The sequence below is a fragment of the Flaviflexus ciconiae genome (genome assembly GCF_003971195.1).
GTDB classification, from domain to species: domain Bacteria; phylum Actinomycetota; class Actinomycetes; order Actinomycetales; family Actinomycetaceae; genus Flaviflexus; species Flaviflexus ciconiae.
In genome coordinates this window covers 880745-906186 of record NZ_CP034593.1, presented here as the reverse complement: position 1 = coordinate 906186, position 25442 = coordinate 880745, and the positions used below count along the sequence as shown (strand labels likewise).

Annotated in this window: 23 protein-coding genes, 1 tRNA gene and 3 pseudogenes; 22 read left to right on the top strand and 5 right to left on the bottom strand. The window is 61.0% G+C overall.

The window, feature by feature from the left end; translation table 11 throughout:
* Nucleotides 1–4 precede the first annotated feature (4 nt).
* From EJ997_RS12865 to EJ997_RS04030, 9 genes are all read left to right on the top strand, one after another.
* Entirely contained in the window at nucleotides 5–157 is a 153-nt protein-coding gene (locus tag EJ997_RS12865) for a hypothetical protein (protein ID WP_164719778.1), read from the top strand.
* A complete protein-coding gene (locus EJ997_RS04065; RefSeq protein ID WP_126703447.1) occupies nucleotides 157–990 on the top strand; it encodes a TlyA family RNA methyltransferase in 834 nt (277 codons plus the stop codon). The genes EJ997_RS12865 and EJ997_RS04065 overlap by 1 nt, the downstream gene beginning before the upstream one ends.
* Before the next feature lie 14 nt (nucleotides 991–1004).
* Nucleotides 1005–1829: an NAD kinase gene (locus tag EJ997_RS04060; protein WP_126703446.1), complete on the top strand. Its 825-nt coding sequence runs from the start codon at nucleotides 1005–1007 to the stop codon at nucleotides 1827–1829.
* Entirely contained in the window at nucleotides 1826–3508 is a 1683-nt protein-coding gene (gene recN, locus EJ997_RS04055; RefSeq protein WP_126703445.1) for a DNA repair protein RecN, read from the top strand. The genes EJ997_RS04060 and recN overlap by 4 nt, the downstream gene beginning before the upstream one ends.
* Before the next feature lie 4 nt (nucleotides 3509–3512).
* Nucleotides 3513–4694 carry a putative cytokinetic ring protein SteA gene (steA, locus tag EJ997_RS04050; protein WP_228201572.1) on the top strand — a complete coding sequence of 394 codons (1182 nt, stop codon included), beginning with the start codon at nucleotides 3513–3515 and terminating at the stop codon, nucleotides 4692–4694.
* Between the two features lie 13 nt (nucleotides 4695–4707).
* Entirely contained in the window at nucleotides 4708–5862 is a 1155-nt protein-coding gene (locus EJ997_RS04045) for a copper transporter (protein ID WP_126703444.1), read from the top strand.
* Complete coding sequence (locus tag EJ997_RS04040; protein ID WP_126703443.1) at nucleotides 5862–6641, top strand: hypothetical protein; 780 nt, start codon at nucleotides 5862–5864, stop codon at nucleotides 6639–6641. Before EJ997_RS04045 ends, EJ997_RS04040 begins: the two co-directional genes overlap by 1 nt.
* A gap of 18 nt (nucleotides 6642–6659) precedes the next feature.
* Complete coding sequence (locus tag EJ997_RS04035) at nucleotides 6660–9377, top strand: lipid II flippase MurJ (protein ID WP_126703442.1); 2718 nt, start codon at nucleotides 6660–6662, stop codon at nucleotides 9375–9377.
* A gap of 269 nt (nucleotides 9378–9646) precedes the next feature.
* The gene (locus EJ997_RS04030) at nucleotides 9647–10258 is read left to right on the top strand and encodes an NUDIX domain-containing protein (RefSeq protein ID WP_206501809.1); all 612 of its coding nucleotides are present in this window, start codon (nucleotides 9647–9649) and stop codon (nucleotides 10256–10258) included.
* A gap of 405 nt (nucleotides 10259–10663) precedes the next feature.
* On the opposite strand, the gene EJ997_RS04025 is transcribed toward EJ997_RS04030, so the two are convergent.
* From EJ997_RS04025 to EJ997_RS04015, 3 genes are all read right to left on the bottom strand, one after another.
* The gene (locus tag EJ997_RS04025) at nucleotides 10664–11035 is read right to left on the bottom strand and encodes a PH domain-containing protein (protein ID WP_126703441.1); all 372 of its coding nucleotides are present in this window, start codon (nucleotides 11033–11035) and stop codon (nucleotides 10664–10666) included.
* Between the two features lie 165 nt (nucleotides 11036–11200).
* Nucleotides 11201–11779 (bottom strand): hypothetical protein, encoded by a 579-nt coding sequence (locus EJ997_RS04020; protein ID WP_206501807.1) that lies wholly within the window; start codon nucleotides 11777–11779, stop codon nucleotides 11201–11203.
* A gap of 232 nt (nucleotides 11780–12011) precedes the next feature.
* Nucleotides 12012–12566, bottom strand: a complete 555-nt coding sequence (locus EJ997_RS04015) for a uridine kinase family protein (RefSeq protein ID WP_126703439.1) — start codon at nucleotides 12564–12566, stop codon at nucleotides 12012–12014.
* Nucleotides 12567–12610: 44 nt separating this feature from the next.
* Here EJ997_RS04015 and hisF point away from each other — a divergent pair, with 44 nt between their 5' ends.
* From hisF to EJ997_RS03965, 10 genes and pseudogenes are all read left to right on the top strand, one after another.
* On the top strand, nucleotides 12611–13381 hold the full coding sequence (hisF, locus tag EJ997_RS04010) for an imidazole glycerol phosphate synthase subunit HisF (protein ID WP_126703438.1): 771 nt from the start codon (nucleotides 12611–12613) through the stop codon (nucleotides 13379–13381).
* Nucleotides 13378–13716, top strand: coding sequence for a phosphoribosyl-AMP cyclohydrolase (hisI, locus tag EJ997_RS04005; protein WP_126703437.1), 339 nt, complete (start codon nucleotides 13378–13380; stop codon nucleotides 13714–13716). The genes hisF and hisI overlap by 4 nt, the downstream gene beginning before the upstream one ends.
* Nucleotides 13697–15223, top strand: a complete 1527-nt coding sequence (locus EJ997_RS04000) for a chorismate-binding protein (RefSeq protein ID WP_228201571.1) — start codon at nucleotides 13697–13699, stop codon at nucleotides 15221–15223. The genes hisI and EJ997_RS04000 overlap by 20 nt, the downstream gene beginning before the upstream one ends.
* A gap of 137 nt (nucleotides 15224–15360) precedes the next feature.
* A pseudogene (locus EJ997_RS03995) lies at nucleotides 15361–15570 on the top strand (hypothetical protein); the annotation flags it as partial.
* Between the two features lie 198 nt (nucleotides 15571–15768).
* Nucleotides 15769–16389, top strand: coding sequence for an indole-3-glycerol phosphate synthase TrpC (trpC, locus tag EJ997_RS03990; protein ID WP_228201612.1), 621 nt, complete (start codon nucleotides 15769–15771; stop codon nucleotides 16387–16389).
* 19 nt (nucleotides 16390–16408) lie between these two features.
* Nucleotides 16409–17620, top strand: coding sequence for a tryptophan synthase subunit beta (gene trpB, locus EJ997_RS03985; protein ID WP_126703435.1), 1212 nt, complete (start codon nucleotides 16409–16411; stop codon nucleotides 17618–17620).
* 1 nt (nucleotide 17621) lies between these two features.
* Nucleotides 17622–18407, top strand: a complete 786-nt coding sequence (gene trpA / locus EJ997_RS03980) for a tryptophan synthase subunit alpha (protein WP_126703434.1) — start codon at nucleotides 17622–17624, stop codon at nucleotides 18405–18407.
* Between the two features lie 2 nt (nucleotides 18408–18409).
* Nucleotides 18410–19486, top strand: coding sequence for a prolipoprotein diacylglyceryl transferase (lgt, locus tag EJ997_RS03975; protein WP_126703433.1), 1077 nt, complete (start codon nucleotides 18410–18412; stop codon nucleotides 19484–19486).
* A 206-nt stretch (nucleotides 19487–19692) separates the two neighbouring features.
* On the top strand, nucleotides 19693–21138 hold the full coding sequence (gene pyk / locus EJ997_RS03970; RefSeq protein ID WP_126703432.1) for a pyruvate kinase: 1446 nt from the start codon (nucleotides 19693–19695) through the stop codon (nucleotides 21136–21138).
* Between the two features lie 34 nt (nucleotides 21139–21172).
* Nucleotides 21173–21257, top strand: a tRNA-Leu gene (locus EJ997_RS03965).
* A gap of 284 nt (nucleotides 21258–21541) precedes the next feature.
* Here EJ997_RS03965 and EJ997_RS12860 read toward each other — a convergent pair.
* Nucleotides 21542–22093, bottom strand: coding sequence for a hypothetical protein (locus tag EJ997_RS12860; RefSeq protein ID WP_164719776.1), 552 nt, complete (start codon nucleotides 22091–22093; stop codon nucleotides 21542–21544).
* A 651-nt stretch (nucleotides 22094–22744) separates the two neighbouring features.
* Here EJ997_RS12860 and EJ997_RS03960 point away from each other — a divergent pair.
* Complete coding sequence (locus EJ997_RS03960) at nucleotides 22745–23359, top strand: ANTAR domain-containing response regulator (RefSeq protein ID WP_228201611.1); 615 nt, start codon at nucleotides 22745–22747, stop codon at nucleotides 23357–23359.
* A gap of 257 nt (nucleotides 23360–23616) precedes the next feature.
* Here EJ997_RS03960 and EJ997_RS03955 read toward each other — a convergent pair whose 3' ends face one another.
* Nucleotides 23617–24006, bottom strand: a complete 390-nt coding sequence (locus EJ997_RS03955) for a PaaI family thioesterase (protein WP_126703431.1) — start codon at nucleotides 24004–24006, stop codon at nucleotides 23617–23619.
* A 56-nt stretch (nucleotides 24007–24062) separates the two neighbouring features.
* On the opposite strand from EJ997_RS03955, the pseudogene EJ997_RS14190 reads away from it, so the two are divergent.
* Nucleotides 24063–24800: pseudogene (locus EJ997_RS14190) on the top strand (5'-3' exonuclease); the annotation flags it as partial.
* A gap of 383 nt (nucleotides 24801–25183) precedes the next feature.
* Nucleotides 25184–25297 (top strand): annotated as a pseudogene (locus tag EJ997_RS14185) (hypothetical protein); the annotation flags it as partial.
* Between the last annotated feature and the right edge of the window lie 145 nt (nucleotides 25298–25442).

The following is a 25442-nucleotide window of genomic DNA, read 5'->3' as shown; positions in this document are numbered from 1 at the left end:
ACGCATGGAAACGACTCCTGGACGCGACCTCGAGGCGATTGTAAACGAACTGACTCCTGAAGAGCCGGTCGATTCTGAGAGCCTCGAGGCCAGCGCCCAACGCTTCGACGAGATCGCGCGTGTGCTATCCGATGCTCTGAGCAAGGCTCAGGGCTGATGGGTCGCCTGCGGCGGATCGACGCGGAACTTGTTCGTAGAAAACTGGCGAGTTCACGCGAAGAGGCGAAGCAACTGATCGAATCGGGCAGGGTCCGTCTCGACGGCGCCGAGGTAACAAAACCCGCACGTCAGATGGACCCGGCCCAGGCTATCGTTGTCGACGATTCCGACCTGGACCACTATGCATCCCGTGGTGCCTACAAGCTTGCCGGTGTTCTCGACGTGCTTGGCGATCGGGCGCCCGTCATCCAGGATCGACGAATCATCGATGCTGGAGCCTCCACCGGCGGCTTCACGGACGTTCTGCTGCGCCGCGGTGCGAAAGAAGTTCTCGCGATCGACGTTGGTTACGGACTTCTCGCGTGGCGATTGCGGGAAGATCCGCGGGTGACCATCATGGAACGCATGAATGTGCGCGCCCTCACTCCCGAGGACGTTGCCCCGGCGCCGGACATGGTGGTGGGGGACCTGTCGTTTATCTCCCTCACGCTGGTTCTCCCGGCCCTCGTGGGCGCCGTTCGCGAGGATGCAGATTTCCTGCTCATGGTGAAGCCCCAGTTCGAGATCGGCAAGGAACGACTCGGTCACGGTGGGGTTGTCCGAAACCTTGACCACCACGAAGAGACTGTGGGAACCGTTGCCAGGTGCGCACTGGAGTTGGGGCTTTCCATTGCCGATGTTGCGGCTTCGCCGCTTCCCGGACCCGCCGGGAATGTTGAATACTTCCTGTCGATGCGACGCGACCATCCGGACCCCGTTTCGGATATGACCGAGGCGATCCACAGCGCCGTGATGAATGGGCCAGCGCCCGGCCTTTTCGGTAGAGTCTGAGCGAAGGAGGCAGGATGACACGCGAGATCTACGTCGTTGCCCACAAATTTCGGCCCGATGCCCAGCAGTCGGCTGCGATGATGGCCGACCAGTTGGAAAGCCACGGATTCACGGTCCGCAAGAGCGGACCCGTTGGCGACGCCGAGATGGTTGTTGTCCTGGGCGGGGACGGAACGATCCTGTCCGCCGCTGAACTCACCCGGGGCACGGAAATCCCCATCGTTGGTATCAATTACGGGCACGTCGGATTCCTGGCCGAAGTGGAACCCGAGGGGCTGCCTCGCGTTGTCGAACAGATCACCGAGCGCCAGTGGACTCTCGATCGGAGAATGACGATCGATATTGAGGTCATGCTTCCCGATGGTTCGCGGGCCACGTCCTGGACTCTCAACGAGGCTGCCCTCGATAAGCACGGTCAGCCAATGATCGAAGTGAGCCTCGGCGTCGATGGTCGAGGAGTCTCGTCCTTTGCCTGCGACTCGGTTCTGATGGCAACGCCAACGGGGTCAACCGCATACACGTTCTCTGCCGGCGGACCGGTCGTGTGGCCCGACGTCGAGGCCATGCTTCTCGTTCCCGTTGCGGCACACGCTCTCTTTACTCGCCCCCTGGTCGTGGGGCCAAACTCTGAACTCCAGGTCGTCCTCGACTCCGATGGTGCGAAGCTCGTCTGCGACGGTAGGCGGGAGCTTCCGGTGGCCGCGGGCAGCATTATTTCCGCACGCAAGTCGGATTATCCCGTGTACCTGGCTAGGCTCAACGACACACCGTTCTCCGGCCGCCTCGTCAAGAAGTTCGATTTGCCGGTGAGAGGTTTTCGGGATCGGGGCCGTCCGTGATCGATGAGGTTCGGATCGAGAACCTCGGTGTCATCGAGGATGCAACGATCGAATTCGCTCCGGGACTCACGGCAATCACCGGTGAAACCGGTGCCGGTAAAACAATGCTCCTCAACTCCCTGGGGCTCCTGCTTGGTAAACAGTCGGACGTGTCGAAGGTCCGAATCGGTGCCGAACGCACGGTCGTCGAAGGAATCTTCGAAGTATCCGAATCCGCCAATGTCGTCGACATCGTTCGCGACAGCGGGGGAGACGTTGACACCGAAGGTGAATCGGCAGGGATAACAATTTCCCGCCAAATACCCGCCGAAGGAAGGTCCCGATGCTTCCTGGGAGGGCGGAGTGTTCCCCGCAGCACCCTGGAATCGCTGGGCGAATCCCTCGTCACGATCCACGGGCAATCCGAGCAGATGAGGCTACGCTCTGCGGCAGCTCAGCTGCGCGCGCTCGATAGCGCAGGCGGGACGAAGGCCGCATCTGCTCTCGCCACCTACGGGGATGCATGGAATGAGTATCGCGAGGCCACGGCCACGCTTGAAGCCTTCCGACAATCCGCACGTGACATGGCGTCGAAGCGGCTCGCACTGACGGCGCTCGTGGAAGCCGTTGATGAGGTGGAGCCGGAAACCGGTGAAGAAGATTCGCTGCGCGAACGCATTGAACGGCTTGACTCGATTGAGGAAACACGGAGCGGCCTGGCCGAGGCCCTCGGTGCACTATCGGGCGACGGTGAAATGATGCCCGGGGCCGCGGACCTCGTGGGGCGGGTAGCTTCAGCGATGTCTGGGCTAAAGGAGCCCGGTGCGGACGATGTTCGCAAGCGAGCAGAGACCGCCGAGGTGGAACTGAAGGATCTGGTCCAGGTGGTGGGCGGGATGCTCTCCGGGCTTGAGACGGGGGAGTCTCTCAACGATCTGCATGCTCGTAAGGCTAAGCTCCGTTCCCTGTCCCGGAAGCTCGGCATGTCGGTCGACGAAGCGATCGTCGAAGCCGAGCACGCCCGGGAAACTCTTGCCGATCTCGAGGACCCCGAGGCACGGGAGGCACAGCTAGAAGAAGAGCTCGCTGCCGCGAAAAAGAATGTCATGACGACGGGCTCTGCTTTGCGGAAGATCCGCCAGGAAACGGCCGGGGTTTTTGCGAAGCGAGTCAATGAGGAACTTGCTCAGCTAGCCCTGGGCAGAGCCGAGATTTCGGTAGCGGTGGAACCAAACGAGCCACGGGCTGACGGGATCGACAAGGTGACATTCATGTTCCGTCCGGATTCCCACGCCCCGCAGGTGCCGCTGGCCAGCTCGGCTTCGGGCGGCGAGCTGTCCCGCATCATGCTCGCCATTGAGCTTGTCTTGGCGAAGCTGGCACCAGAGGTGCCGCCAACCTTCGTGTTCGACGAGATCGATGCTGGCGTGGGCGGTGAATCGGCGAAGGCCATTGGTGCTCGGTTGGCCGGATTAGCGGAACATGCCCAGGTGATAGTCGTCACCCACCTTGCCCAGGTTGCCTCGTGGGCAGACCGACAGGTGGTCGTTGCCAGGGGCGCAACATCGACGGAAGTTCGCGCCGTTTCTGATGATGAACGGGTGCTTGAACTCGCACGAATGCTGTCCGGATCAGCGGACTTGGACTCCGCGCGTAGGCACGCCGCTGACCTACTTTCCGAGTCGACCGTGGGACGATAGTCGAGTGAAGTGGAAATATCGTCGACGACCTGAGACAACCGAGCTGGAAGGGCTCGGGGGTTTTGCGAAGGTTGATTCACGGACGAAGAATCTGACGAAGCGGCTCGACGAGGGCGAGATCGCCGTGATCGATCACGAGGACCTCGACCGGGTCTCCGCAGAAGCCCTCGTTGCCTGCAAACCCGCTGCGGTTCTCAATGCTGCAAAGTCCACGTCCGGTCGCTACCCGAACCTCGGCCCGGGAATTCTTCTGGCCGCCGGCATTCCCCTTATCGACGATCTCGGTTCGCAGATCATGGACGTACGGGAAGGACAGCAGCTCCGCATCGAGGACGAGGGGACCGTCTACACGGGCGACGTGCTTCTTGCCGACGGTGTATGGCAGACCACCGAACTGAACGAGGCGGCTATGGCGGAGGCGTCGGAGGGTATCTCCACCCAGCTGTCCGCTTTCGCTCATAACACCATGTCGTACCTCGAGCGCGAACACGACCTTATTCTGAATTCCGTCGGTATCCCCGACGTCCGTACCGACTTTGACGGTAAACAGGTCCTGATTGTGGTGCGCGGCTACCACTACAAGGACGACCTCCAGTCGCTGAAGTCCTACATTCGTGACTACCGGCCCGTTCTTGTTGGCGTGGACGGTGGCGCGGATGCGATGCTTGAGCTTGGGCTTTCCCCAGACGTCATTGTTGGCGACATGGACTCGGTATCGGACGCGGCGCTGACGAGCGGCGCGGAGATCATCGTTCATGCTTACCGCGATGGGCGGGCTCCGGGCGTGAAACGCGTGGAAGACCTGGGTGTTCCCTACATTGTGTTCCCTATGACGGGAACGAGCGAGGACGCCGCCATGATCCTCGCGGATTCGAAGGGCGCGAAGCTTCTTGTCGCTGTTGGTACCCACTCCTCGCTCATCGAGTTTCTTGACAAGGGCAGGGAAGGAATGGCATCGACCTTCCTGACGCGGCTCAAGGTTGGCGGCCGCCTCATCGACGCGAAGGGCGCGTCACAGCTTTATCAGTCCAGGATTTCCAACTGGCAGCTCATTGCCCTCTTTGTGGCCGGCGTGTTCGCGTTCGTCGCGGCAATCACCACGACGGACGTGGGGCAGACCATTTGGGGTCTTTTCCAGGCATGGTTCTCCGATGCTTGGAACAATGTGTTCAGCCTGTTCGGTTGAGTGAGGAAGTGTCATGGTTGATTTTCGTTACCATCTTGTCTCGCTGATCGCGGTCTTCATGGCCCTCGGCGTGGGTATCATCCTCGGTGCGGGCCCCCTGCAAAACTCGATCGGCTCGGTCCTGACGAACCAGGTCGATTCGCTACGGGAATCCCGAAATGAAGCGTGGGCGCAAGCGGAAGAAGCGGAACGCGAATCCCAGGCGTACCGCGAAGGCCTGGAATCGCTCACCACCGACATGATCACGGGGAGCCTGGACGGCCAGGCCATCGTCATTGTTGCCCTTCCGGGCGCGAGCGATGACGCAATTGCCGCACATTCCGAGAACCTGATGCTCTCCGGTGCCGAAATCCAGGGCGTTGTCGAGATCACCGATAATTTCTTCTCCCCGGCCACCGCTTCCTACCGGAACGCCCTTTCCGGTCAGCTCGGCTCCTACGTTGAGACGTCGGACAATCCGATGGAGACCCTCGTGGCCGGCTTGGAACTGATTCTCATGGCGGACGATGAGAGCGCGGGGGCTGCGACCCTTCTCGAGCTTTACCAGTCCTCCGACAATCCGCTGATCGAGGTCCGTGAATCTCTTGTCAGCCCTTCCGACGCGATCCTCGTTGTGGGCCCCACAGAGGTGGAGGTCCCGGTTGAGGGCGAAGAGGACCCGGATGCAGAGACGATTCTTGCGAACAAGGTCGAGTTCATGACCGCCATCGAAACCCCCGCTGTTCTCGTGTCGACGGGCGATAGTGGAACGCTTCTCGATGCGGTGCGGGCCGACGACAATGGCGTGTCGACGGTGGATTCCCCGGAAGACTCAACGTCGTTTATCAACGTTCCCTTTGCATTGACCCAGGAGCTGTCCGGGGCAACTATTGCCTGGGGTATTACCGACAGCGCCGAGCTCGTGCTCGGTGAACGTGCAGAACTCGAGAACTTTGCAGCAGCCGATCCCTCCGAGTCGGAGGAAGGTGTCACCGAAGGTGAGGCTACCGAGGGTGACTCGGTTGACGGCGATGCTCCAGTCGATGGTGAAACTGTCGAGGGTGAGGCCGTTGACGGCGGCGAAGCCGGAACCGAGGGCGAGGGCACCCTCGCGGGTGTTCTTGGCTCCGAAGATCAGCAGACCGATGGCGATTCGGCCGGCGAGGATCAGCCGGCGGACGGCGAATAATGAAGAGGCTGGCTGCCGGGGTCGCAGGGTTCCTGACCTCGCGTATCCCCGGACCGTCTGGAACCGAGTGGCAGCGAACGAACTTTGCCGGTGATCCGGTGTCACTTGCGGGTGGCGTTCGTGCCGCGATCGGTGCGGGCGTTGCAGCTCTGGTGACCGGGGGCCGCGTTGGCGCGGCTGGTGTCGCCGCGGTAACGGCGGGCGCGGTTGCCGGTTACGTCGATGATCACCGGGAAGAAGAGTTCGAAAGCGGCAAGGGGCTCACCGGTCATCTCAAACAGCTTTCGCAGGGCAATGTCACGACCGGTGTCCTCAAGATCGGTCTGATTGGCGCCGGTGCCGGAGTGGCCGCCCTTCTTCTTTGTGACCGAAGGTCGGTAACCGACTGGGTGGTTCGCTCCGTTGCGATTGCGGGAACCGCAAACCTCATTAATCTTCTTGACCTGCGTCCCGGACGTGCGCTCAAAGTGGCGGGCGCCGGCGCTTTGCTGGCGATGCCGAGGTCTGGACCAACTGCGCCGTTGCTCGCCGGCCTTGCAACCACGGTTGCGGGAAATGCTGGGGAGGACCTGGCAGGTCGGACCATGCTGGGAGACCTGGGTGCGAACGCCCTCGGTGCCGGGCTTGGTGTTGCGATGGCGGGTCACCCGAACCGTGCGGTACGGACCGTTGTTGCTGGCGCCACCGTTGGCCTGATTCTGGCTTCGGAGAAAGTGTCGTTCAGCAGGGTGATTGACAATAATTCCGTGCTGTCGGCAATTGATCGCTGGGGGCGGTAGGTGAAGGCGAGGTCGCTGATGGCGTCGGCTGCAGGAGCGGCCGGCGTTATTGCTATCCTCACTTTGCTTTCCAGAGTTGTTGGTTTTGGTCGGACCGTTGGCGAATCCTGGGTCCTTGGCGCAACACCGATGGCCGATGCATATTCGACCGCCAACAACGTTCCAAATGTGCTCTTCGAAGTCGCGGCGGGCGGTGCTCTCGCGGGTGTTGTCGTGCCGCTCCTGTCGCGGTGCATTGCTCGTAAGGACGCGGAATCAACGAATCGGGTGGCGTCGGCGCTTCTCACGTGGGTGATGGCGGTGGGGGTGCCGATCGCGCTCCTCGTCGTGGTGCTGGCCGACCCGCTTGCTCACGGGCTCCTGGGTGCGCGGGATCAGGTTGTTATCGATACGGCGGCGTTGCTGCTGAGGATTTTTGCGGTCCAGGTGCCGCTGTACGGCATGTCTGTCGTGCTGAGCGGGATCTTGCAGGCCCACCACAAGTTCGTCATGCCGGCGTTGGCGCCGATGCTGTCGTCGATCGTGGTCATCGGCGCGTTCCTCATGTTTTGGCAGACGGGTGGCAGTGACAGCGGTGACCCGGCTGAAGTCCCGGTGGCGGCTCTCATGTGGCTCGGATGGGGAACGACGGGCGGGGTTATTGCCTTCACTTTGCCGCAGCTGCTTCCCGTCCTGAAGGTCGTGAAGCTGCGGTCCACGTTCCGGTTCCCGGACGGGATGGGACGCCAGGCGCTCCGCATGGCGTCCGCGGGCTTTGGTGGGTTGCTTGCCCAGCAGGCCGCGATCGTCCTCATCATGATCGTTGCGAATAATGTGGGCGGTACGGGTGCGTACCCGATCTACAAGTATGCGCAGGCTCTCTACTTCCTGCCGTACGCGATCCTTGCGGTGCCGATCGCTACGGCTTTGTTCCCGCGGGTCTCCGAGAAGGCGGCCCTGCCGGGTAGGCCGGGTCTTGCCGAGATTGCGTCGGGTTCAATCCGTCTGATTGTGATTGTGTCGGCGATCGGTGGTGCCGCCCTTGCGGCAGTTGCACCCGCGGCCGAGGAGATCTTCACGGTCGTGTATGACATGCCGGAGCTGGACCGGGTTGTCAGCGTCCTTGCTATCGGCGTGATCGGCTACTCGCTTCTCTACCACACGTCCCGCGTCCTTTATGCGGTGGGTGAGCCGGGCAGGGTCCTCAGGATTACGGTGTGGGGCTGGATGCTGGTCTGTCTTGGTATTCTCTTTGCTATCCCGCTTGCCGATAGCCGGATGGAGACTCTCGACATCCTGAGCCTCGCAACCGCGGTTGGTATGACAGCGGCGGGGATTGCAGGGGTGGTGGAATGCCGGAAGTCAATCGGAGAGGGTGTCACCGCCGGTTTGCTGAAGACGGTCACTATTGCTGTCTCAGTTTCGCTGTGTTCGGCGATTGTTGGCCGCTTGGCCTGCGGTTTCATTCTAGAATTGGGTGAAGGGGTCGCATCTGCCCTCGGCGGCGCTATTGTCGGCGCCCTTGTGGCAGTGGCGGTCCCCGTGCTCATCACGTTCCGAGCGGACCGGTCCGCGTGGAAGGTGGGGCCTGGGTCGCGGAGGACTAAAGGGGGTGCCATGCATATTGTCCAGGTCGTCCTGTCGGGTGACGGGGCTATGGCAGCGCACGTATCTCGACTTTCCTACCAGCTGAGGCTCGCTGGACATGACGTTGTCGTTGCCGCGGATGCTGGCGTTCTTGAAAGCTATGACATGGGGGATTCGATCGAGATCCCTGCCCGATTGTCGGGTACCCAGGTGCGCCTCATAAAACGCGTTGTCCGCAACTGCGATATTGTCCACGCCCACGGAAACAACGGCGGCCTGCTCGCAGCCACGCTGCTGACGGAACGTCACCGTCCAGGTTTTATTATTTCCTGGCATGCTCGGCCGAGCGAACGGTCGTGGTTGACTGCGCGCTCCGCCGATTCTTTCGGGGTTCGAATTGCCGATGGAGTATCGGGAACCTCGCCTGACCTTGTTGCTCTGGCGAGGCAGGTGGGGGCTAAGCAGACGTGGCTGTCCTACGTGCCCAGCCCCGGCATTCCGGCCCTTCTTGAAACCGGGCGGCTTAGCGCAACCGATAGGCATAATCTTCGTACCGAGTTGCTCTCATCCCTTCCCGACGCGGCAAGCCCAGGCACGGATATTGATCCGAAACGGCCCATGGTCCTCACCGTCTCGTCCCTGATCCCGCGGAAGAACGTCATGACGACGCTGGAGGCCGCCACCGCACTGCGGGAAGAAGTGACCTGGGTGCTTGTGGGCCGTGGAGACATGTCTATCGATGATCAGCTGAGACTCGGTGCTATCTCGTCTCGGGCGCCCCTGGTGCTTGCCGGGGAACGCTCCGATGTGGACAGGTGGCTGGCTGCCTCCGACGTGTTTGTTCTGCCATCTGTGTGGGAATCGCGTCCGCTCGCGGCCCAGGAAGCGATGGCGGCTCAGGTGCCGGTCATCGCTACCCGCACCGGAGGCATACCCGACCTCCTGGAAGGGGCGGGCCTACTCTTCGACGTCGATGATGTTGCGGCCATGGTCTCGAACGTACGCACGATCCTCTCCGACGAGGCCCTGGCCAAGAGGCTCACGCGCGTCGCACGGGAAAGAATCAGTACCCAACCCCAGTCCCCAGACATCGCCGAGATCTGGATCAGCAGATACCAGATGGTGACCAGCGCACGGGAGAACACCGGATCCACATCGATCCAGTCGTAGAACAAGACGAACTCCGTAAGGCAGGTGCTGCTTTGATGACTTGGGCCAGCGGGACGTGCCCGAGGATCGGCATGAGCCTGTCGATGATATGAACCCGAGGAATGGCATAGGCCCGGGGACCGGCACGGTTCTGACGGGTGATCGGCGGGTACCGGCAGGAACGGTATACCAAGCTTGATGCCACGTGCTTGCGAGACGGTGGTGCGCCGGGCAAATGGTCGGGGCGTTAAGCTGGAGTCGGATATAACAGCCACACGGCAGGAGACGACGTGACAGACCGCAAGTATGACGGACACACCCTCATAAATTCCGAGACCATCTATGAAGGCAACGTCTTCTCATTCGTTTCAGACGAAATCCGGCTCTCCGGACAGGACAAGGTTCTCCGTCGCGAATACATTGCACACCCCGGTGCGGTTGCCATCGTTCCCCTCCGGGAGACCGAGAACGGACCGGAGGTGCTCATGCTCTCCCAATACCGCCACCCCGTGGGGGCGATCCTCTGGGAAGTCCCCGCCGGTCTTCTCGACAAAGAAGGTGAAGACCCCCTCCTTGCGGCGCAGCGCGAACTCGCAGAAGAAGCAGGGCTCGAAGCCAAAACCTGGCATGTCCTCATCGACCAGTTCTCCTCACCCGGTTGCCTCTCCGAATCCCTCCGGATCTACCTCGCCCGCGACCTCACCGAGTCATCACTCGAGTACGAGCGAACCGAAGAAGAAGCCGATATGCAGTATCGCTGGATTCCGCTCACGCAGGCAGTCGCAGAAATCCACGCCGGGTACATCCACAATGCCACCACCATCAACGGAGTCCTCGCCGCCGTATCAGCCCTCGCCGGCTACGGGGAACTTCGAGACCCGTCAGCGTCCTGGCTACGCTAGGCCAACGCGCCACGCAAACCACCTCGCGCAGTAGCTTTCACGTGATCAACCCGTTGTCCCAGGCACGGGCTGACAAGAGATGAATTGCTGACACGCAGGCGAATCGGCCGGGGTGTAGGAACGTCAGCCCGGCAGGGACATTCAGCCCGGGCAGGAACATACAGTGAGGCATCGGGGTAGAGGACGAGATTCCGTAACTTAACGACATGGTGCCGTTACCTCTGACTTCGCAATTGCTGCGTCTTCCCAACGCACTGCGGACGATCGAGATCCATGGTGAATTCGGTTGCCGCTAACGAAAGAAGTCGGTCGAGAACGTCCTTAAGAATCCTCGACCGACCGCAGTGATCCGCACGGGGATTTACCGCACGGGTGTTGACCGCACGAAGGACTCTGTTACGAGTACTAGCTGTTCAAGAGAACGCTGTTGGCAATAAGCATGTCAATGCGCCGAACGTCGATCTTCTTGCCAACGCTGATCTTGATATGTCCTGCCCGGGTCCACAACTCAATCTCGGCATTCATGTCTAGTCGCCCGGCGTTCTCGGTCGACCACATATTGATCGACGAATAGGGAACGGAATAGATCTCAACCTTCTTACCCGTCATGCCCTGAGAGTCACGGACAATAAGCCGCTTAGACGTAAAAATCGCGGAATCACGGAAAGTCTTGAAAGCTGCATATGGCTCTTCCCCCTCCACAAGCAACGACGCAACGTCCGAAGGGATCGGAACCTCCTCGAAGAAAGTCCACTGAGTAACCAGAGCAGCATCCATAATAATCTCCTCATATCGAAAATGAACGTAAGCAAGACCGATCATAAGTGATGGAAGCGATCAAAAATTAACCGCACGATCCCTGACCTGCCTACGGCTCATGCAAATCCGCAGCTAATGGAGCCAAGAGTGTGACGATTGCTGGAGGCGAAATGCTCTTCATGATCAGTCGCGATCCTCAGCGGTGAGTCTGAGTGTTACCCACTCTTCGTCTACCACATAGCCTAGGCTCCGATTTGCCTTGAGAATTGCCGTATTTTCTTCGGCGCCTCCGGTACGAAATATCCTGACCCCATCCTTCATAAGTGCAAGAACGGAAGCGGCCTTCACAGCAGATCCCAGGCGAAGCCCCCGAAACTGGGGCAGGACTACCGTAAAGTCTGTATCGGCAGAACTACCGTCGATATCAACATAGGTGACACCCAAAGCCCTCCCTTTGTCATCGAAAATCCCAAAGGCCCGTCTAACTGAGCTGACTTGAGCAGTGGATTCGGTGAGCGGAGTATGCGATGTTGCAATGCCCCCGGGGCAGTCCCCAAGCGTCGCCACGTCAAGTTCAAGGACAGCCGCAACATCGAAATCAGTAATCTCGCGGATGAGACCGTGCCCGGCGCTCCGCGCCACCGCACGATCCATGACATCCAAGTCAGCGCTCGCGGCATCGAGAGATGCAGCCCATGAGCGAGCAACCATGACCCACCCCTCAACCTCAAGCTTCGCGCGACGTGGGTCGTCGGCCCGCAACACAATGTCCTCTCGGACCTGATGCGGTTGAGCTTGTTTAGTCGATGGGCTGTGATCTGCCACGCCACTGGGCGCCAGTGGCTCAGTCATCGTCCTGGGAGTGCTCCGTCTTTCTGGCACGCTGACCGCTCTCCCGGTCCCTCCGATGTTGCTCTCGGCCACGTGGACTTCTCACCCGGTTCTTTCGACCCAATTATCGGCTTCCTTGTTGTCACCCTGCGCCATATCAACGTCACCCACGATCGTTGTTTGTTGTGCCGATCTGTATATCAGCGTGGGCCCGGGAATCATGAACTTCCAGGAGACCCAGTTCCTGGCTTTCCCATTCCTCCCAGTGATCCGACCAGTCGTACGGATCGCGTCGAGCAACGCGCTCGCGGCGAGTATCCCGTGGAGCATCGAGCCAAATGGCCAGATCGGAGTGGATCTGGCCAGAGCCGGAGCCGACCACGAGAATGACAGGCTTGGGCTTGAGAACGATGGGGTCCTCGAGCGTTTCCGTCCACCAGTTCCAGGTTTGGGTTTCGATTGGGCCGCTCTGAAGCCCTTCGACAACGTCGTTGACGCGGCGGACTCCGCCAGCGAGATCACCCCACCCACGCGCCCACAGCTCGACCTCGAGGAGGAGGGTGCCGTAGCCGCGGCCGCGGCTGTTGAGTTCTCGCGCTATTCCTTCGGCGAGACTGGTTTTACCGGAACCGGAGAATCCGTCGACCGTGACAATAATGGGGCGGTTACCCTCACGCGTGGTAAGTTCCGCAATATGGTCGACGATCCCGATCTTCATAGGCGATAGCCTAGCCTTGGATCAGTCAATCGAAGGAGTTGGAAATGGGCGTTGCGCTTCGGGTTATCCCGTGCCTCGATGTATCTGCCGGTCGAGTGGTCAAAGGAGTCCACTTCGAGAACCTGGCGGATGCTGGGGACCCGGTCGAGCTAGCCAAGGTCTATGGCGAGCAGGGTGCGGACGAACTCACGTTCCTCGACGTCTCCGCGTCGGTTGAGGACCGGGGGACAACCATGGAGGTTGTGACCCGCACGGCCGAACAGGTCTTCATCCCCCTCACCGTGGGTGGGGGCGTCCGCAGCGTCGAGGATGTTGCCCGCCTGCTCGGCGCCGGTGCCGACAAGATTTCCGTCAACACCGCAGCAATCAACCGCCCCGAGCTGCTCCGGGAAATATCGACGGAGTTCGGCAATCAGGTGCTGGTCCTGTCGGTGGATGCTCGCCGCGTCCAGGAGGATGGTTCTTCCCCTTCGGGCTACGAGGTGACCACCCACGGAGGGCGCCGCTCCGCGGGCCTCGATGCTCTGGAATGGGTGAAGCAGGCCCAGGATCTTGGGGTTGGCGAAATCCTCCTCAACTCGATGGACCACGACGGCACAACCAAGGGGTTCGATCTGGAGATGACACGCGCGGTACGCGAAATCTGCTCCGTGCCCCTCATTGCTTCCGGCGGAGCCGGAACCGTCGAGGACTTCGTCGCCGTCGCAAAAATCGGCGTGGATGCGGTTTTGGCGGCTTCCGTGTTCCACTTCGGTACTCTCACCATCGCCCAGGTCAAGGACGGCTTGCGTAGCGCTGGGATCGAGGTTCGATGATCGTCTACAACGATGCGGGACTGGTGCCCGCCATCATCCAGGACCACGAATCGGGGCGGGTGCTCATGATGGGGTGGATGAACGAAGAGGCATACACTCGAACGACGGAAACCGGCAGGGTCTGGTTCTGGTCCCGTTCCCGCCAGGAATTCTGGCGCAAGGGCGACACCTCCGGCCACAGGCAGTACGTGCGCGGTATCGAACATGACTGCGATTCCGATACTTTGCTCATCCAGGTGGAGCAGGTGGGGGCAGCGTGCCACACCGGAACCCGCTCCTGCTTTGACAATCGAACCATTGAGGCGGTGACTGACCGTGACGACACGAATCTCTGACTGGGGTGAGATCTTCCCGGGGAGGGAAGACTTCGTAACGCTGGCAGCAACAAGGCGCGTTGTGCCCGTGGCTGTGCGACTACTCGTTGACGACACATCCCCATCCAGCATCTACCGAAAGCTGGCCATGGGCCGACCGGGCTCCTTTATCCTCGAGTCCGCAGAACAGGACTACTGGTCCAACTGGTCATTCGTGGGAGTGTCCTCCTCGGCATCCCTGACGGCACGCGACGGCCAGGCATCCTGGTCCGGAGATGTTCCCGACGGCCTGCTGACCGAAGGCTCGACCATCGAGCTCCTGTCAGGCGCTCTTGCGCAACTCAAGTCGGAACCACTGGATGGCATGCCGCCCCTGACCGGCGGACTGGTCGGCGTTCTCGGATGGGATGTTCTCTACGACTGGGAGCCGACCCTGAAGAAAAACGCTCCGTCCGAGCACGGCACACCCGACGTTGCCATGTGCCTGACCGAAGAGCTCGTCGCAATCGACCACCGCAGGGGCGTCGTCTGGCTGATCGCCAATGCGGTTAACCGCAACGGACGTCCCGAAGGTGCCGAGGCGGCCTACGACCGGGCTCTCGTAAAAATCGAGGACATGAAGGCAGCGTTACAGGCTCCCGTGCCGGCGAGGGCGTACGGACGGGGATCCACCGCGCCATCAGAACCCGTCATGCGAGTGAGCTCCGAGGAGTTCCAGAACGCCGTCCGCCAGGGCCAGCAGCACATTACCGACGGTGATGTCTTCCAGGTGGTCCTATCGCAGCGCGCGGATATTGACTGCACAGCGGATCCGCTCGACGTTTATCTCGTCCTGCGTTCCATCAACCCGTCGCCGTACATGTACTACTTCAACCTCGAAGACGATCGCGGGGGATTCTCCGTCGTCGGTTCGAGTCCGGAGACGCTGATGGCGGTGCGGGAAGGCGTTGTGCGTACCTTCCCGATCGCCGGATCGCGCCCCCGCGGAGCCACGCCGGCAGAAGACCGGGAAATGTCCGAGGAACTGTTGAAGGATCCCAAGGAGATTTCCGAGCACGTCATGCTCGTTGACCTGTCCCGCAACGACCTGGCGAAGGTTTCGAAGCCAGGCACGGTTGAAGTCACCGAGCTCATGGATATCGCCCGCTTCTCCCACATTATGCACATTACCTCCACGGTCACAGGAGAGCTGAGGGACGGCGTGAGCGCCGTTGAGGCACTGGCCGCAACGTTCCCGGCGGGAACCCTGTCCGGTGCTCCGAAGACCCGTGCTATTGAAATCATTGACACGCTCGAGCCGGCACGGCGCGGGATCTACGGGGGAGTGGCAGGCTACTTCGACTTCGCGGGTAACGCAGATCTGGCGATCGCAATCCGTACTGCGATCATCGAAAACGGTCGCGCCTCGGTCCAGTCCGGTGCGGGAATCGTTGCCGACTCCGTACCGAAGACGGAAGACATCGAGACGAGGAACAAGGCGGCCGCCGCCGTGCGTGCCATCCAGATCGCTAACACGCTTGTCTCATAGGCGTGGCGCAGTGGCGACAGCCGAATAAATCCCCGCTAAGCTAAGTTCAGACACCGACAAAGGAGCATGATGTCGACCATGAGCGAGAACGAGACCTACACCCTGCCCCTGCCGTTCCCTACGAGAACCACGGCCGCACGAAGGCCGGATGGACGATGGCGTTGGGCTGCTGTATCGCGGCGCTTGTTATTGGACTTGGCGTCATTTTCTCCGAGCCGCTCGCCTGGGCAGGCGTTGGCGTCCTCGTTCTTTCTCTCGCCCTTTCCTACGTTCTCCTGAAGACGGGCAAGGGCCAGCCCCGTTCGCTCACAGACACCGCCAAGGGCGGCGCCTGGTACGAAGACTGAACCGAGGCACTGCAGGGGCGCCTCGGCGCCCCTCATTTTTTACTGAAAGGTTGTCATGACTGTTCTTGACGAGATCATTGTTGGCGTGCGTGAAGATCTCGCCGTACGAGAGGCCGAGATGCCCTTGGAGCGGGTGAAGGAAGCCGCACTGGCCGCTCCGCCGGCACTCGATGCGAGGGCGGCCCTTCTTGCCCCGGTATCTCCATCATTTCCGAGGTTAAGCGCTCCAGCCCCTCAAAGGGCGCTCTTGCCAATATCCCCGAGCCGGGGGACCTGGCAGTGGAATACCAGTCGGGCGGCGCAGCGGCAATCTCCGTCCTGACCGAGAAGCGCCGCTTCGGCGGATCGCTTGGCGATCTTGACCGCGTACGCCAGAAGGTCTCCGTACCGGTTCTGCGCAAGGACTTCGTTGTCACCGAATACCAGATCTACGAGGCCCGGGCCCACGGGGCCGACATTGTGCTTCTCATCGTTGCGTCGCTGACCGACGAAGAGCTCACCTCCTTCCTGGCACTCACCCAGGAGCTGGGCATGACGGCGCTGGTTGAGGTGCACGATGAGGAAGAGGTTGAGCGCGCACTCAAGACGAACGCCAAGGTTATTGGCATCAACGCCCGCAACCTCAAGACCCTCGATGTTGACATGTCCGTATTTGAGAAGCTTGTGTCGCTCGTTCCGGACACGATTATCAAGGTTGCCGAGTCCGGTGTTTCCGGGCCGGAGGACGTTCTCGCTTACGCGAAGGCCGGTGCCGATGCTGTTCTGACCGGCGAGGCACTCGTGAAATCCGGTAACCCCGCGCAGCGGTTTCCGAGATGATTCGGATCGTGGAGGAAGCATGAAGGCAAGCGAACTGACTGGCCCCTACTTTGGTGAATTCGGCGGCAGGTACATTCCCGAGGCGCTCATGGCGGCGCTGGACGATCTGACCGACGGGTGGGAGAAGCTCAAGGCTGACCCCGCCTTCCTCGAGGAGCTCGCCGAGCTCCAGAAAACGTACACGGGACGCCCCTCGATCATCACCGAGGTGCCGCGCTTTGCCGAGCACTGCGGCGGTGCCCGCGTCATCCTCAAGCGCGAGGATCTCAACCATACGGGTTCGCACAAGATCAACAACGTTCTTGGCCAGGCCCTTCTGACCCGCAGCCTCGGCAAGACCCGTGTCATTGCGGAGACCGGGGCCGGACAGCACGGAGTTGCCACGGCAACTGCCGCCGCCCTTCTCGGGCTTGAGTGCACGATCTACATGGGTGCCGAGGACATTCGCCGCCAGGCCCTCAACGTCGCCCGCATGCGACTGCTCGGCGCCGAGGTCGTTTCTGTCCACCAGGGTTCCTCCACGCTGAAGGACGCGATCAACGAAGCGTTCCGCGAATGGGTGGCTAGCGTCGATACGACCAACTACATCTTCGGTACGGCCGCAGGCCCGCACCCGTTCCCGGCCCTCGTCCGCGATCTGCAGAAGATCATTGGTGAAGAGGCACGCCAGCAGGTTCTCGACCTGACCGGATCCCTGCCGGATGCCGTTCTGGCGTGCGTCGGTGGCGGCTCTAACGCCATCGGCACCTTCACGGCATTCTTGGAGAATGAGGATGTTCGCCTCATCGGTCTCGAGGCCGCCGGTGAAGGCATGGAGAGCGGCAGGCACGCGGCGCCGATCACCGTCGGTGACGTGGGCGTTCTGCACGGCGCGAAGACCTACCTGCTTCAGGACGAAGACGGTCAAACGCTCGCGTCCCATTCGATTTCCGCGGGTCTCGACTACCCGGGGGTCGGCCCCGAACACTCCTACCTGGCATCCATCAAGCGCGCCGAATACGAGCCGGTGACGGATGCTGAGGCGATGGAAGCCTTTGCCCTGCTGTCTCGAACCGAGGGAATCATTCCCGCCATCGAATCCGCACACGCCTTGGCCGGAGCCATTCGCTTCGGTAAGGAAAACCCGGATTCCACGATTCTCGTCTGCCTCTCGGGCAGGGGAGACAAGGATGTAGCTACGGCCGCTGACTGGTTTGGGCTGGACGGTTCCGCGACGCGAGAGGTGCACTGATATGAGGGCAGCAGAGAAAATCGATGCCGCCAAGGCAAAGGGCGGGGCAGCATTCGTCGCCTATCTTCCGACCGGATATCCGTCAGTTCAGGGAAGTGCCGACGCGGCCATAGCCGTTGTCGAATCCGGTGCCGACATCATTGAGCTTGGACTGCCGTACTCGGATCCGAGCATGGATGGCCCGATCATTCAGAAGACCACCCAGGAAGCCCTCGCAAACGGCTTCAAGGTCAAGGACCTGTTCGGAGTGGTCGAGCAGGTTGCCGCCACGGGCGCAGCCGTTGAGGTCATGACGTACTTCAACCTCGTCCACCGCTACGGCGTCGATAGGTTCGCGCGCGACTTCAAGAACGCCGGCGGAGCCGGCCTCATCACGCCCGACCTCATTCCCGAGGAGGCGGGGGAGTGGATCGCAGCCTCGGACGAATACGGCCTCGACCGAATCTTCCTGGTCGCACCATCATCGCGTCCTGAGCGCCTCAAGCTCACGGCCGATGCCTCGACCGGCTTCGTCTACGCCGCGTCAACGATGGGTGTGACGGGCGCCCGCGCGCAGGTCGATGATCGGGCACGCAAGCTGGTCGCCGATACTCGCTACGCAGGCGGGGAACGCGTCTGCGTGGGCCTTGGTGTATCGACGCGAGAGCAGGCGGCCGAGATCGCCGAATACGCGGATGGTGTTATTGTGGGCTCCGCACTAATCCATGCGCTTTCGGAGGACCCGAGCCTTCGGAAGCTCCGCGATCTGGCAACGGAACTCGCTGCCGGATCCCACCGCGAAGGGTGAGCATGCTTTCACTATCAATCCCGTCCCCGTCCGAAGGGGTGTGGATGATCGGTCCGCTACCTTTGCGGGCCTACGCCATCGCCATTCTCATTGGCATCGTTGTCGCCTGGTGGGTGCTGGAAAAGCGCTACCGCCGCAAGGGCGGCCCGGCCGAAGTCAGCCTCGATGTGGCTGTGTGGATGGTGGTATTCGGAATTGTGGGGGCCCGGCTCTACCACATCTTCACAACGCCCGACCCGTACTTTGGTGAGAACGGCGACCTGACAAAGATCTTTCGAGTCTGGGAAGGCGGGCTCGGTATCTGGGGAGCCGTCGCACTCGGTGCCGTGGGAGCCTGGATTGGGCTGAAGCGACGCGGTCTGCGAATAGCTCCCTTTGCGGATGCTCTTGCCCCCGGTATGCTTCTCGCTCAGGCGATCGGCCGACTCGGAAACTACTTCAACCAGGAGCTCTACGGTAAGCCGACAGACCTGCCCTGGGGGCTGGAGATCGACCCGGAGAACATCGTTGGGGGATACCCGGACGGGACTCTCTTCCATCCGACGTTCCTGTACGAACTGATCTGGTGCCTCATTGGCGCCGTTGCCCTCGTGGCCCTGGAACGCAAGTTCAACCTCCGCGGAGGCCAAACCTTCTGGGCCTACATCATGATCTACACGCTGGGCCGCGTATGGATTGAAAACCTCCGCATCGACGAAGCAGAAATGGTTCTCGGGCTCAGACTCAACGTCTGGACCTCGATCATCATCTTCGCTCTCGCAGCCGTCATGTTCGCCTGGCGCACCAAGGTCGTGCGCGAACGCGACGACGCCGACGACATCTACCTGCCCGGGCACGGCCCGCAGACCGATCCGGACGCGGACTCCGCAGACAGCGCGGCCTCGGCAGAAAGTGCGTCGTCTGCTGAAGGTGCCACGGCCACCTCAGCGGACAGTCCTACCGAATCTTCGGATTCCGATAACTCGGAAGCTGAAGCGTTTGGCGAAAGCGATAGGTCAGCCAAGAACGCCGCCAAACACCGGGCGTCCTCCGCGACACGCGCGGAGGCGAAGGATGAAAATACGGAGACTGAGAAGTAGCAACGCGACCTGAGATGAACTCTGGTTTGGGTGCCCGGAAGGCGAGCAATCGTCATCCGGGCACTTCTAATCCGGTGCGCACATAGGTGCACTCGAGTCATCGCCTGCCAGGAAATTTGCCAAATCGGGATAATGCCGGGTGAATGTGGCAGGAATTATCGTGTGTGACTGCAAATCTAGGACTTTAGTTGGGTAATGTTGGTGTCATGCGAAGAGCGAAAATTGTCTGCACCATTGGTCCTGCCACGTCCAGTAAGGAGAAGACGCGCGAACTGGTTGAAGCCGGTATGAATGTTGCGCGCATCAACGCCTCTCATGGAACGCACGCGGACCATGAGGAGACCTACCGGAACGTCCGTGCCGCGGCCGAGGAGACAGGGAAGGCCGTTGCCATCCTCGTTGACCTTCAGGGCCCCAAGATCCGTCTGGGTAATTTCGCCGACGGCTCCGTCATCCTCCGCAAGGGCGATGAGTTCACCATCACGACCGAAGACATCCTTGGCGACAAGGACATGGTCTCCACAACGTTTAAGGGACTGCCCGCCGACTGCAAGCCCGGCGACGAGATCCTGATCGACGACGGCAACATCCTCATCAAGGTGAAGGAAGTTGTTGGCCCACGCGTTATCACCGAGGTTCTGGTCGGTGGCCCGGTCTCCAACCATAAGGGCGTTAACCTGCCCGGCGTTGCCGTCTCCGTGCCGGCACTGTCCGAGAAGGACAAGATCGACCTCGAGTGGGCACTGAACCTCGGAGCCGACCTGATCGCCCTGTCGTTCGTCCGCTCCGCCAAGGACATCGGCGATGTCTACGAGGTCATGGACAGGGTCGGCCGCAAGGTTCCCGTCGTCGCAAAGATCGAAAAGCCCCAGGCTGTAGAGAACCTCGAAGAGATCGTCAACGTGTTTGACGGCCTCATGGTTGCTCGTGGCGACCTCGGCGTTGAGCTTCCGCTCGAGCAGGTCCCCACCGTCCAGAAGCGTTGCATCGATCTAGCGCGCCGCAAGTCGAAGCCCGTGATCGTCGCCACCCAGGTTCTCGAGTCGATGATCACCAGCCCGCGCCCGACGCGTGCAGAGGCATCCGACTGCGCCAACGCGATCCTCGACGGTGCTGACGCTGTCATGCTGTCCGGTGAGACCTCGGTCGGTCAGTACCCGATCGAATGCGTCAACGTCATGAGCGACATCATCTCGTACACCGAGCAGCACGGCATGGAGAACATTGCTCAGCTGACCGGCCTGCGCCAGACCCGCAACGGCATCATCACCCGCGCGGCCCTCGACATTGCCGAGGCTCTCGACTGCCGCTACGCCGTCACGTTCACCACGTCGGGCCTCACCGCCCGCCGCATGTCGCGCCTGCGGTCCCCGATCCCGCACCTCGTCTTCACCCCGTTCGAGTCGACGAGGAACACTCTCGCGCTCTCGTGGGGTGTTGAGGCCGTCATCGTTCCCGAGGTCGCACACACTGACGACATGGTGAACCAGGTCGATAACATCCTGCGCCAGAAGGGTCTCGTAGAGGACGACGAGCGCGTTGTTATTGTCTCGGGTATGCCCCCGGGTACCGTTGGTTCCACGAACTCAATCAGGGTCCACAAGATTGGTGAGACCATGCCGAGTAGGAACATTGTGGGAGATTTCAACTAGAGTATCTTCCTGGGCTCGGTTCGCTGAGCCCTCAGCTCCGGTGGTGGAATTGGCAGACACACCGCACTCAAAATGCGGCGCCGAAAGGCATGCGGGTTCAAGTCCCGCCCGGAGTACCACGCCCTGATCCGTCAGTGAGCCCCAGGCCCTGTGGATCGGGGCATTTTCATGCCCACACGCGGTTCGATACCCATGCGCTAGATCCGCGCATGACCATGCCCGGGTAGGGCCTCACGATTGATCCACCAGTTCGCGCATGATCCGAGGGGACTGGGCGGTCGGGCTTTGCGCTGGAACGCGAAACGACAGCATGGTGCCCCGGCAGGATGATCATCTGCCGGGACACCATACCGCCGCGGCTCCGCACTCAAGGATTGACAGGCTGCACGACGCCGAGACGGGTCTAGTCAGCCGCGTCCGCGGACTCGGGGGAGTCAGGTGAATCCGGAGACTCTGCCGAGACGGGTGAAGCCGTTGGGGCCGGGGTCGGTGCCGAGACGGGACTCTGAGCGGAAACTGGGCTCGGTGCCGATACCTGAATGGGTGCGGGTGCAGGGGCCGGCTTAGGAGCGGGAGCCGGTGCCTGGGTCCGTGCGGGCGCAGGAGCCTGGGTACGCGCAGGAGCTGGTGCCTGGGTCCGAACCGGCGTGCGCGTCACTGCAGGAGCCGGTGTCTGAGCGGATACCGGGGAGGGGACGCTCGCAGCGCCGGTCGGAGATGACGTACTGACAGCCGTCTGCGTTGACTGCGTGGTCACCGTCGAACGAGCCGATACCGTAGACGTCGCGGTTGTTGAGTTGGTCTGGCTTGGCGAGGCGGTCGTGGTTGCGGAGGCAAACTTTACGATGCCGGACGGATTTGGGGTGTCATCGCTTCCCGCGACGGCAAAACCCGTCCCCGCGGCAATCCCAAGAACGCCAAGAGTTCCGGTCGCTACCCAGAGTTTGCGCGACATATCTAATCCTTACCTATTTCCGGCTATGAAGTAGCCGGTTGAGTTACTTAACTATCAGTAAAAGTGCCGGTTATGACATGAAGAGGAGAGAGTTATGGGAGTTCTCTAATCGAAGAACTAAAAGAGTCGGGTTGTCGCACTTTGCATCAATTTGCGGCAAGTCTGCAAAGAATCGGTAATAGAAGAGTATCGAGGATGAATGGCAAATGGAAGGCATGCCTGCTCTGTCTACTGATGGGGCGTACCTATGGAGAGCTGCGACAAACTTCATTGTCGATAGACGTTACTCGCGTAGAACCTTGCTGAATAGGGCTTTTCCCATGTCGGCGCCCGACGTATGTGTCCGTTCCATGTGCACTCGAGTGGGCCCTGTGGGGCCGCTGGACCACGAGCTTGTGAGACACAGTAAGAGGATTCACAAAGTGGTAGTTTCGTTGCAGAAATATTGAAACGACGCGGGTTTCTTAGGCAATTTCCTGTCGAAATATCTGCAAGACCGTGCAAGCGTGCGATTAGATATGACGAAACCTCAGCGGGACCGATAATCTTGGGGCGATAATGTCCATGGGCAATGGATGGCCCAAACGCCGTATCGTGCCAAAGGAGTCCGCGGTGGTAAAGAAAGAAGACAGCTCCCTCGATGACCTCGAGATCAATGCTGACGACGTTGTCGGCGAGAACGAGGAGCGCCACTATCGTGCGCTCGTCGTTGAAGACGAGGCTCTCATTCGCCTCGATATTGTTGAAACCCTGACCGATGCTGGAATCGATGTCGTTGGTGAAGCAAGCAATGGTGAAGAGGCCATTGAAAAGGCCAAGGAATTCGAACCGGATGTTGTTGTCATGGACGTGAAGATGCCGGGCATGGACGGGATCACCGCCGCCGAGCAGATTCTCGCCAACCGCACCTGTGCGGTCGTCATGCTGACCGCATTCTCGCAGTCCGAGCTTGTGGAGCGAGCACGCGATGCTGGCGCCATGGCATACGTGGTCAAGCCGTTCACGCCGGCCGACCTGATCCCGGCAGTCGAGATCGCAGTATCCCGCTTCCAGGAGATCGTCTCGCTCGAGAGCGAGGTCGCTAACCTCACCGAGCAGTTCGAGACCCGCAAGCAGGTGGACCGTGCGAAGGGCCTCCTCATGTCGAAGATGGGACTGACGGAACCCGAGGCGTTCCGCTGGATCCAGAAGACGTCCATGGACCGCAGGCTCACCATGAAGGAAGTAGCCGACGCAGTCATCGACCAGGTCGGACGCGCAGACTAAAACAATCCTCGTGCCGCGAGCCGCTTGCGGTATCGTCACGGCGACATGGACAGAGAAGGACCGGGCCCAGCTTGATGCTAGGCCCGGCCCTTTGAATCCGTTATCGTGTTGGCTTGCCCGTGGTTGGCTTGTCTGCTTGACGTGTCTGTTGCCGACCTGCCCGCGGTTGGCTTATCTCCTCCTGGCTTGGCTCAACCGCTGACGACGGGGTTCAGCCCCGAGCAGTGATGGGTCGAGCGAGCGATGGTGCCCTGCCTTTAGATCCGGGGCGTGACGAACCGGAGGGTGAGCGAGCCAAAGGCGGTGAGGCGCTCACCTGAGAAGATTTTCACGCGGACCCAAATTGAGCCCTTGGATTTCGACTGGAGGGTGGCGACCGCTCGGACCGAGTCGGCGGTTGCGGGGGAGACATGCGAGACGTGTAGGTCGGTTCCCACGGGAACAAGGTCGGGCGGGCAGTGCCTCATGGCGAGTCCGGAGGCGAGGTGTTCAACGAGGAAACCATTCATTCCGCCGTGCAGCAGGCCATATGGCTGCGTGTTCCCTTCGACCGGCATCGTTGCTTCGGCTGAAGTATCGGTCATGGAATGAAAGACGACGCCGAGCTTATCGGCAAGGGGCCCGTGTCCCCGCTTGAGATGATCCATGCGCACCAGGATAACCGGTTACTGAATTTATCTGGACCGCCACGTACTCTAGTCTTGTGAATCAACGACTCCTTCTTCTCGACGGCCACTCCCTCGCGTTCCGCAGCTTCTTCGCACTTCCGAAAGATGCCTTCCGGACCGACCAGGGACAGTACACGAACGGAATCCACGGATTCCTCAACACCCTGCTAAAGCTGTACGCCGATGTTCAGCCCACGCATGTTGCGGTTGCTTTCGATCTGTCGGGAGGGACGTTCCGCACAAAGGAGTACGCGCCCTACAAGGGCGGGCGAGCCGAAACCCCCGAAGAGTTCAAGGGCCAGATCCCGCTGATTCAGGAAGTTCTCGACACGCTCGGGATCGCCTGGATTACGAAAGACCAGTACGAGGCCGACGACATTGTGGCTACGCTTTCGGCGCGGGGTGTTGATGAAGGGATGGATGTGGTGATCTCGTCGGGGGACAAGGACACCTACCAGCTCGTCAACGACAACGTGACCCTGCTGTACCCGATGCCGAGATCGCAGATGTTGGAGATGACACCGGATGTCGTCAAGGAACGCGCAGGTGTCACCCCCGAGCAGTACCCGGACCTTGCAGCCCTGGTGGGCGAGCAAGCCGACAACCTGCCCGGAGTTCCCGGCGTGGGGCCGAAGACGGCACAGAAGTGGATCAACCAATACGGGGATCTCGACGGAATCATCGAGCATGCGGACGAGATCGGCGGCAAGGTCGGTCAGAGCCTGCGCGATAACCTTGACCAGGTAAAGCTCAACCGGAAGCTCAACCACCTGCTGAGGGATATGCCGCTCGAGGTGGGCTTCGAGGACTTGGTGCCCAGGGGCGTGAACCGCGAAGCGGTCCACCAGCTCTTCGACCTTCTCGATTTTACCTCGCTCCGCCCGCGAGTCCTGGCAGAGCTACCGCTCGCCGATGGTGACACCGAGCAGGCCGGGGACGCCATGGAGGCGCTCGAGGCCGCGGCGGCAAGCGCCGGCGACATTGATGACTGGCTCAATGAGTTTGGTTCAGAGACCATCGGACTGTTCATTGAAGGCGCCGGCAGCCCGCACCGCGGTGACATCACCCGGATCTCGCTCGCGCTCGACTCCGGGCAGGCTCTTGTTGCGGACCGCACGGACCTTAGCCCGAAGACGAGAAAGCTTTTGTTGCCTGGATTGAGAACCCCGAGGCTAAGAAGATCATTCACGGCGCGAAGTGGACGTGGCATGCGATCAAGGGGTCGTTCGGTGCAGAGCTTGCCGGTGTTGAGGTGGACACGGAGCTGGCCGCCTACATCCTCCACCCGGACCAGCGCAGCTACGATCTTCCCGACCTCGTGGTCCGCCACATTGGTGTTACTCTGCCCGAGATCGAGGCCGCTGAGCTCGACCTGGGGCTTGGGCTTGGCGGAGCTGGCATGGAAGGCCCGGCAA

Bases quoted from the DNA above. Each gene is read 5' to 3' on its own strand.
- EJ997_RS04015 (WP_126703439.1), bottom strand. From the start codon at position 12,566: ATGAAGATCGGGATCGTCGACCATATTGCGGAACTTACCACGCGTGAG.
- hisF (WP_126703438.1), top strand. From the start codon at position 12,611: ATGGGCGTTGCGCTTCGGGTTATCCCGTGCCTCGATGTATCTGCCGGT.
- EJ997_RS04025 (WP_126703441.1), bottom strand. From the start codon at position 11,035: ATGGATGCTGCTCTGGTTACTCAGTGGACTTTCTTCGAGGAGGTTCCG.
- EJ997_RS04065 (WP_126703447.1), top strand. From the start codon at position 157: ATGGGTCGCCTGCGGCGGATCGACGCGGAACTTGTTCGTAGAAAACTG.
- hisI (WP_126703437.1), top strand. From the start codon at position 13,378: ATGATCGTCTACAACGATGCGGGACTGGTGCCCGCCATCATCCAGGAC.
- EJ997_RS03955 (WP_126703431.1), bottom strand. From the start codon at position 24,006: ATGGATCATCTCAAGCGGGGACACGGGCCCCTTGCCGATAAGCTCGGC.
- trpA (WP_126703434.1), top strand. From the start codon at position 17,622: ATGAGGGCAGCAGAGAAAATCGATGCCGCCAAGGCAAAGGGCGGGGCA.
- EJ997_RS12865 (WP_164719778.1), top strand. From the start codon at position 5: ATGGAAACGACTCCTGGACGCGACCTCGAGGCGATTGTAAACGAACTG.
- EJ997_RS04040 (WP_126703443.1), top strand. From the start codon at position 5,862: ATGAAGAGGCTGGCTGCCGGGGTCGCAGGGTTCCTGACCTCGCGTATC.
- EJ997_RS12860 (WP_164719776.1), bottom strand. From the start codon at position 22,093: ATGTCGCGCAAACTCTGGGTAGCGACCGGAACTCTTGGCGTTCTTGGG.
- pyk (WP_126703432.1), top strand. From the start codon at position 19,693: ATGCGAAGAGCGAAAATTGTCTGCACCATTGGTCCTGCCACGTCCAGT.
- lgt (WP_126703433.1), top strand. From the start codon at position 18,410: ATGCTTTCACTATCAATCCCGTCCCCGTCCGAAGGGGTGTGGATGATC.
- trpB (WP_126703435.1), top strand. From the start codon at position 16,409: ATGAAGGCAAGCGAACTGACTGGCCCCTACTTTGGTGAATTCGGCGGC.
- EJ997_RS04045 (WP_126703444.1), top strand. From the start codon at position 4,708: ATGGTTGATTTTCGTTACCATCTTGTCTCGCTGATCGCGGTCTTCATG.
- EJ997_RS04035 (WP_126703442.1), top strand. From the start codon at position 6,660: ATGGCGTCGGCTGCAGGAGCGGCCGGCGTTATTGCTATCCTCACTTTG.
- EJ997_RS04060 (WP_126703446.1), top strand. From the start codon at position 1,005: ATGACACGCGAGATCTACGTCGTTGCCCACAAATTTCGGCCCGATGCC.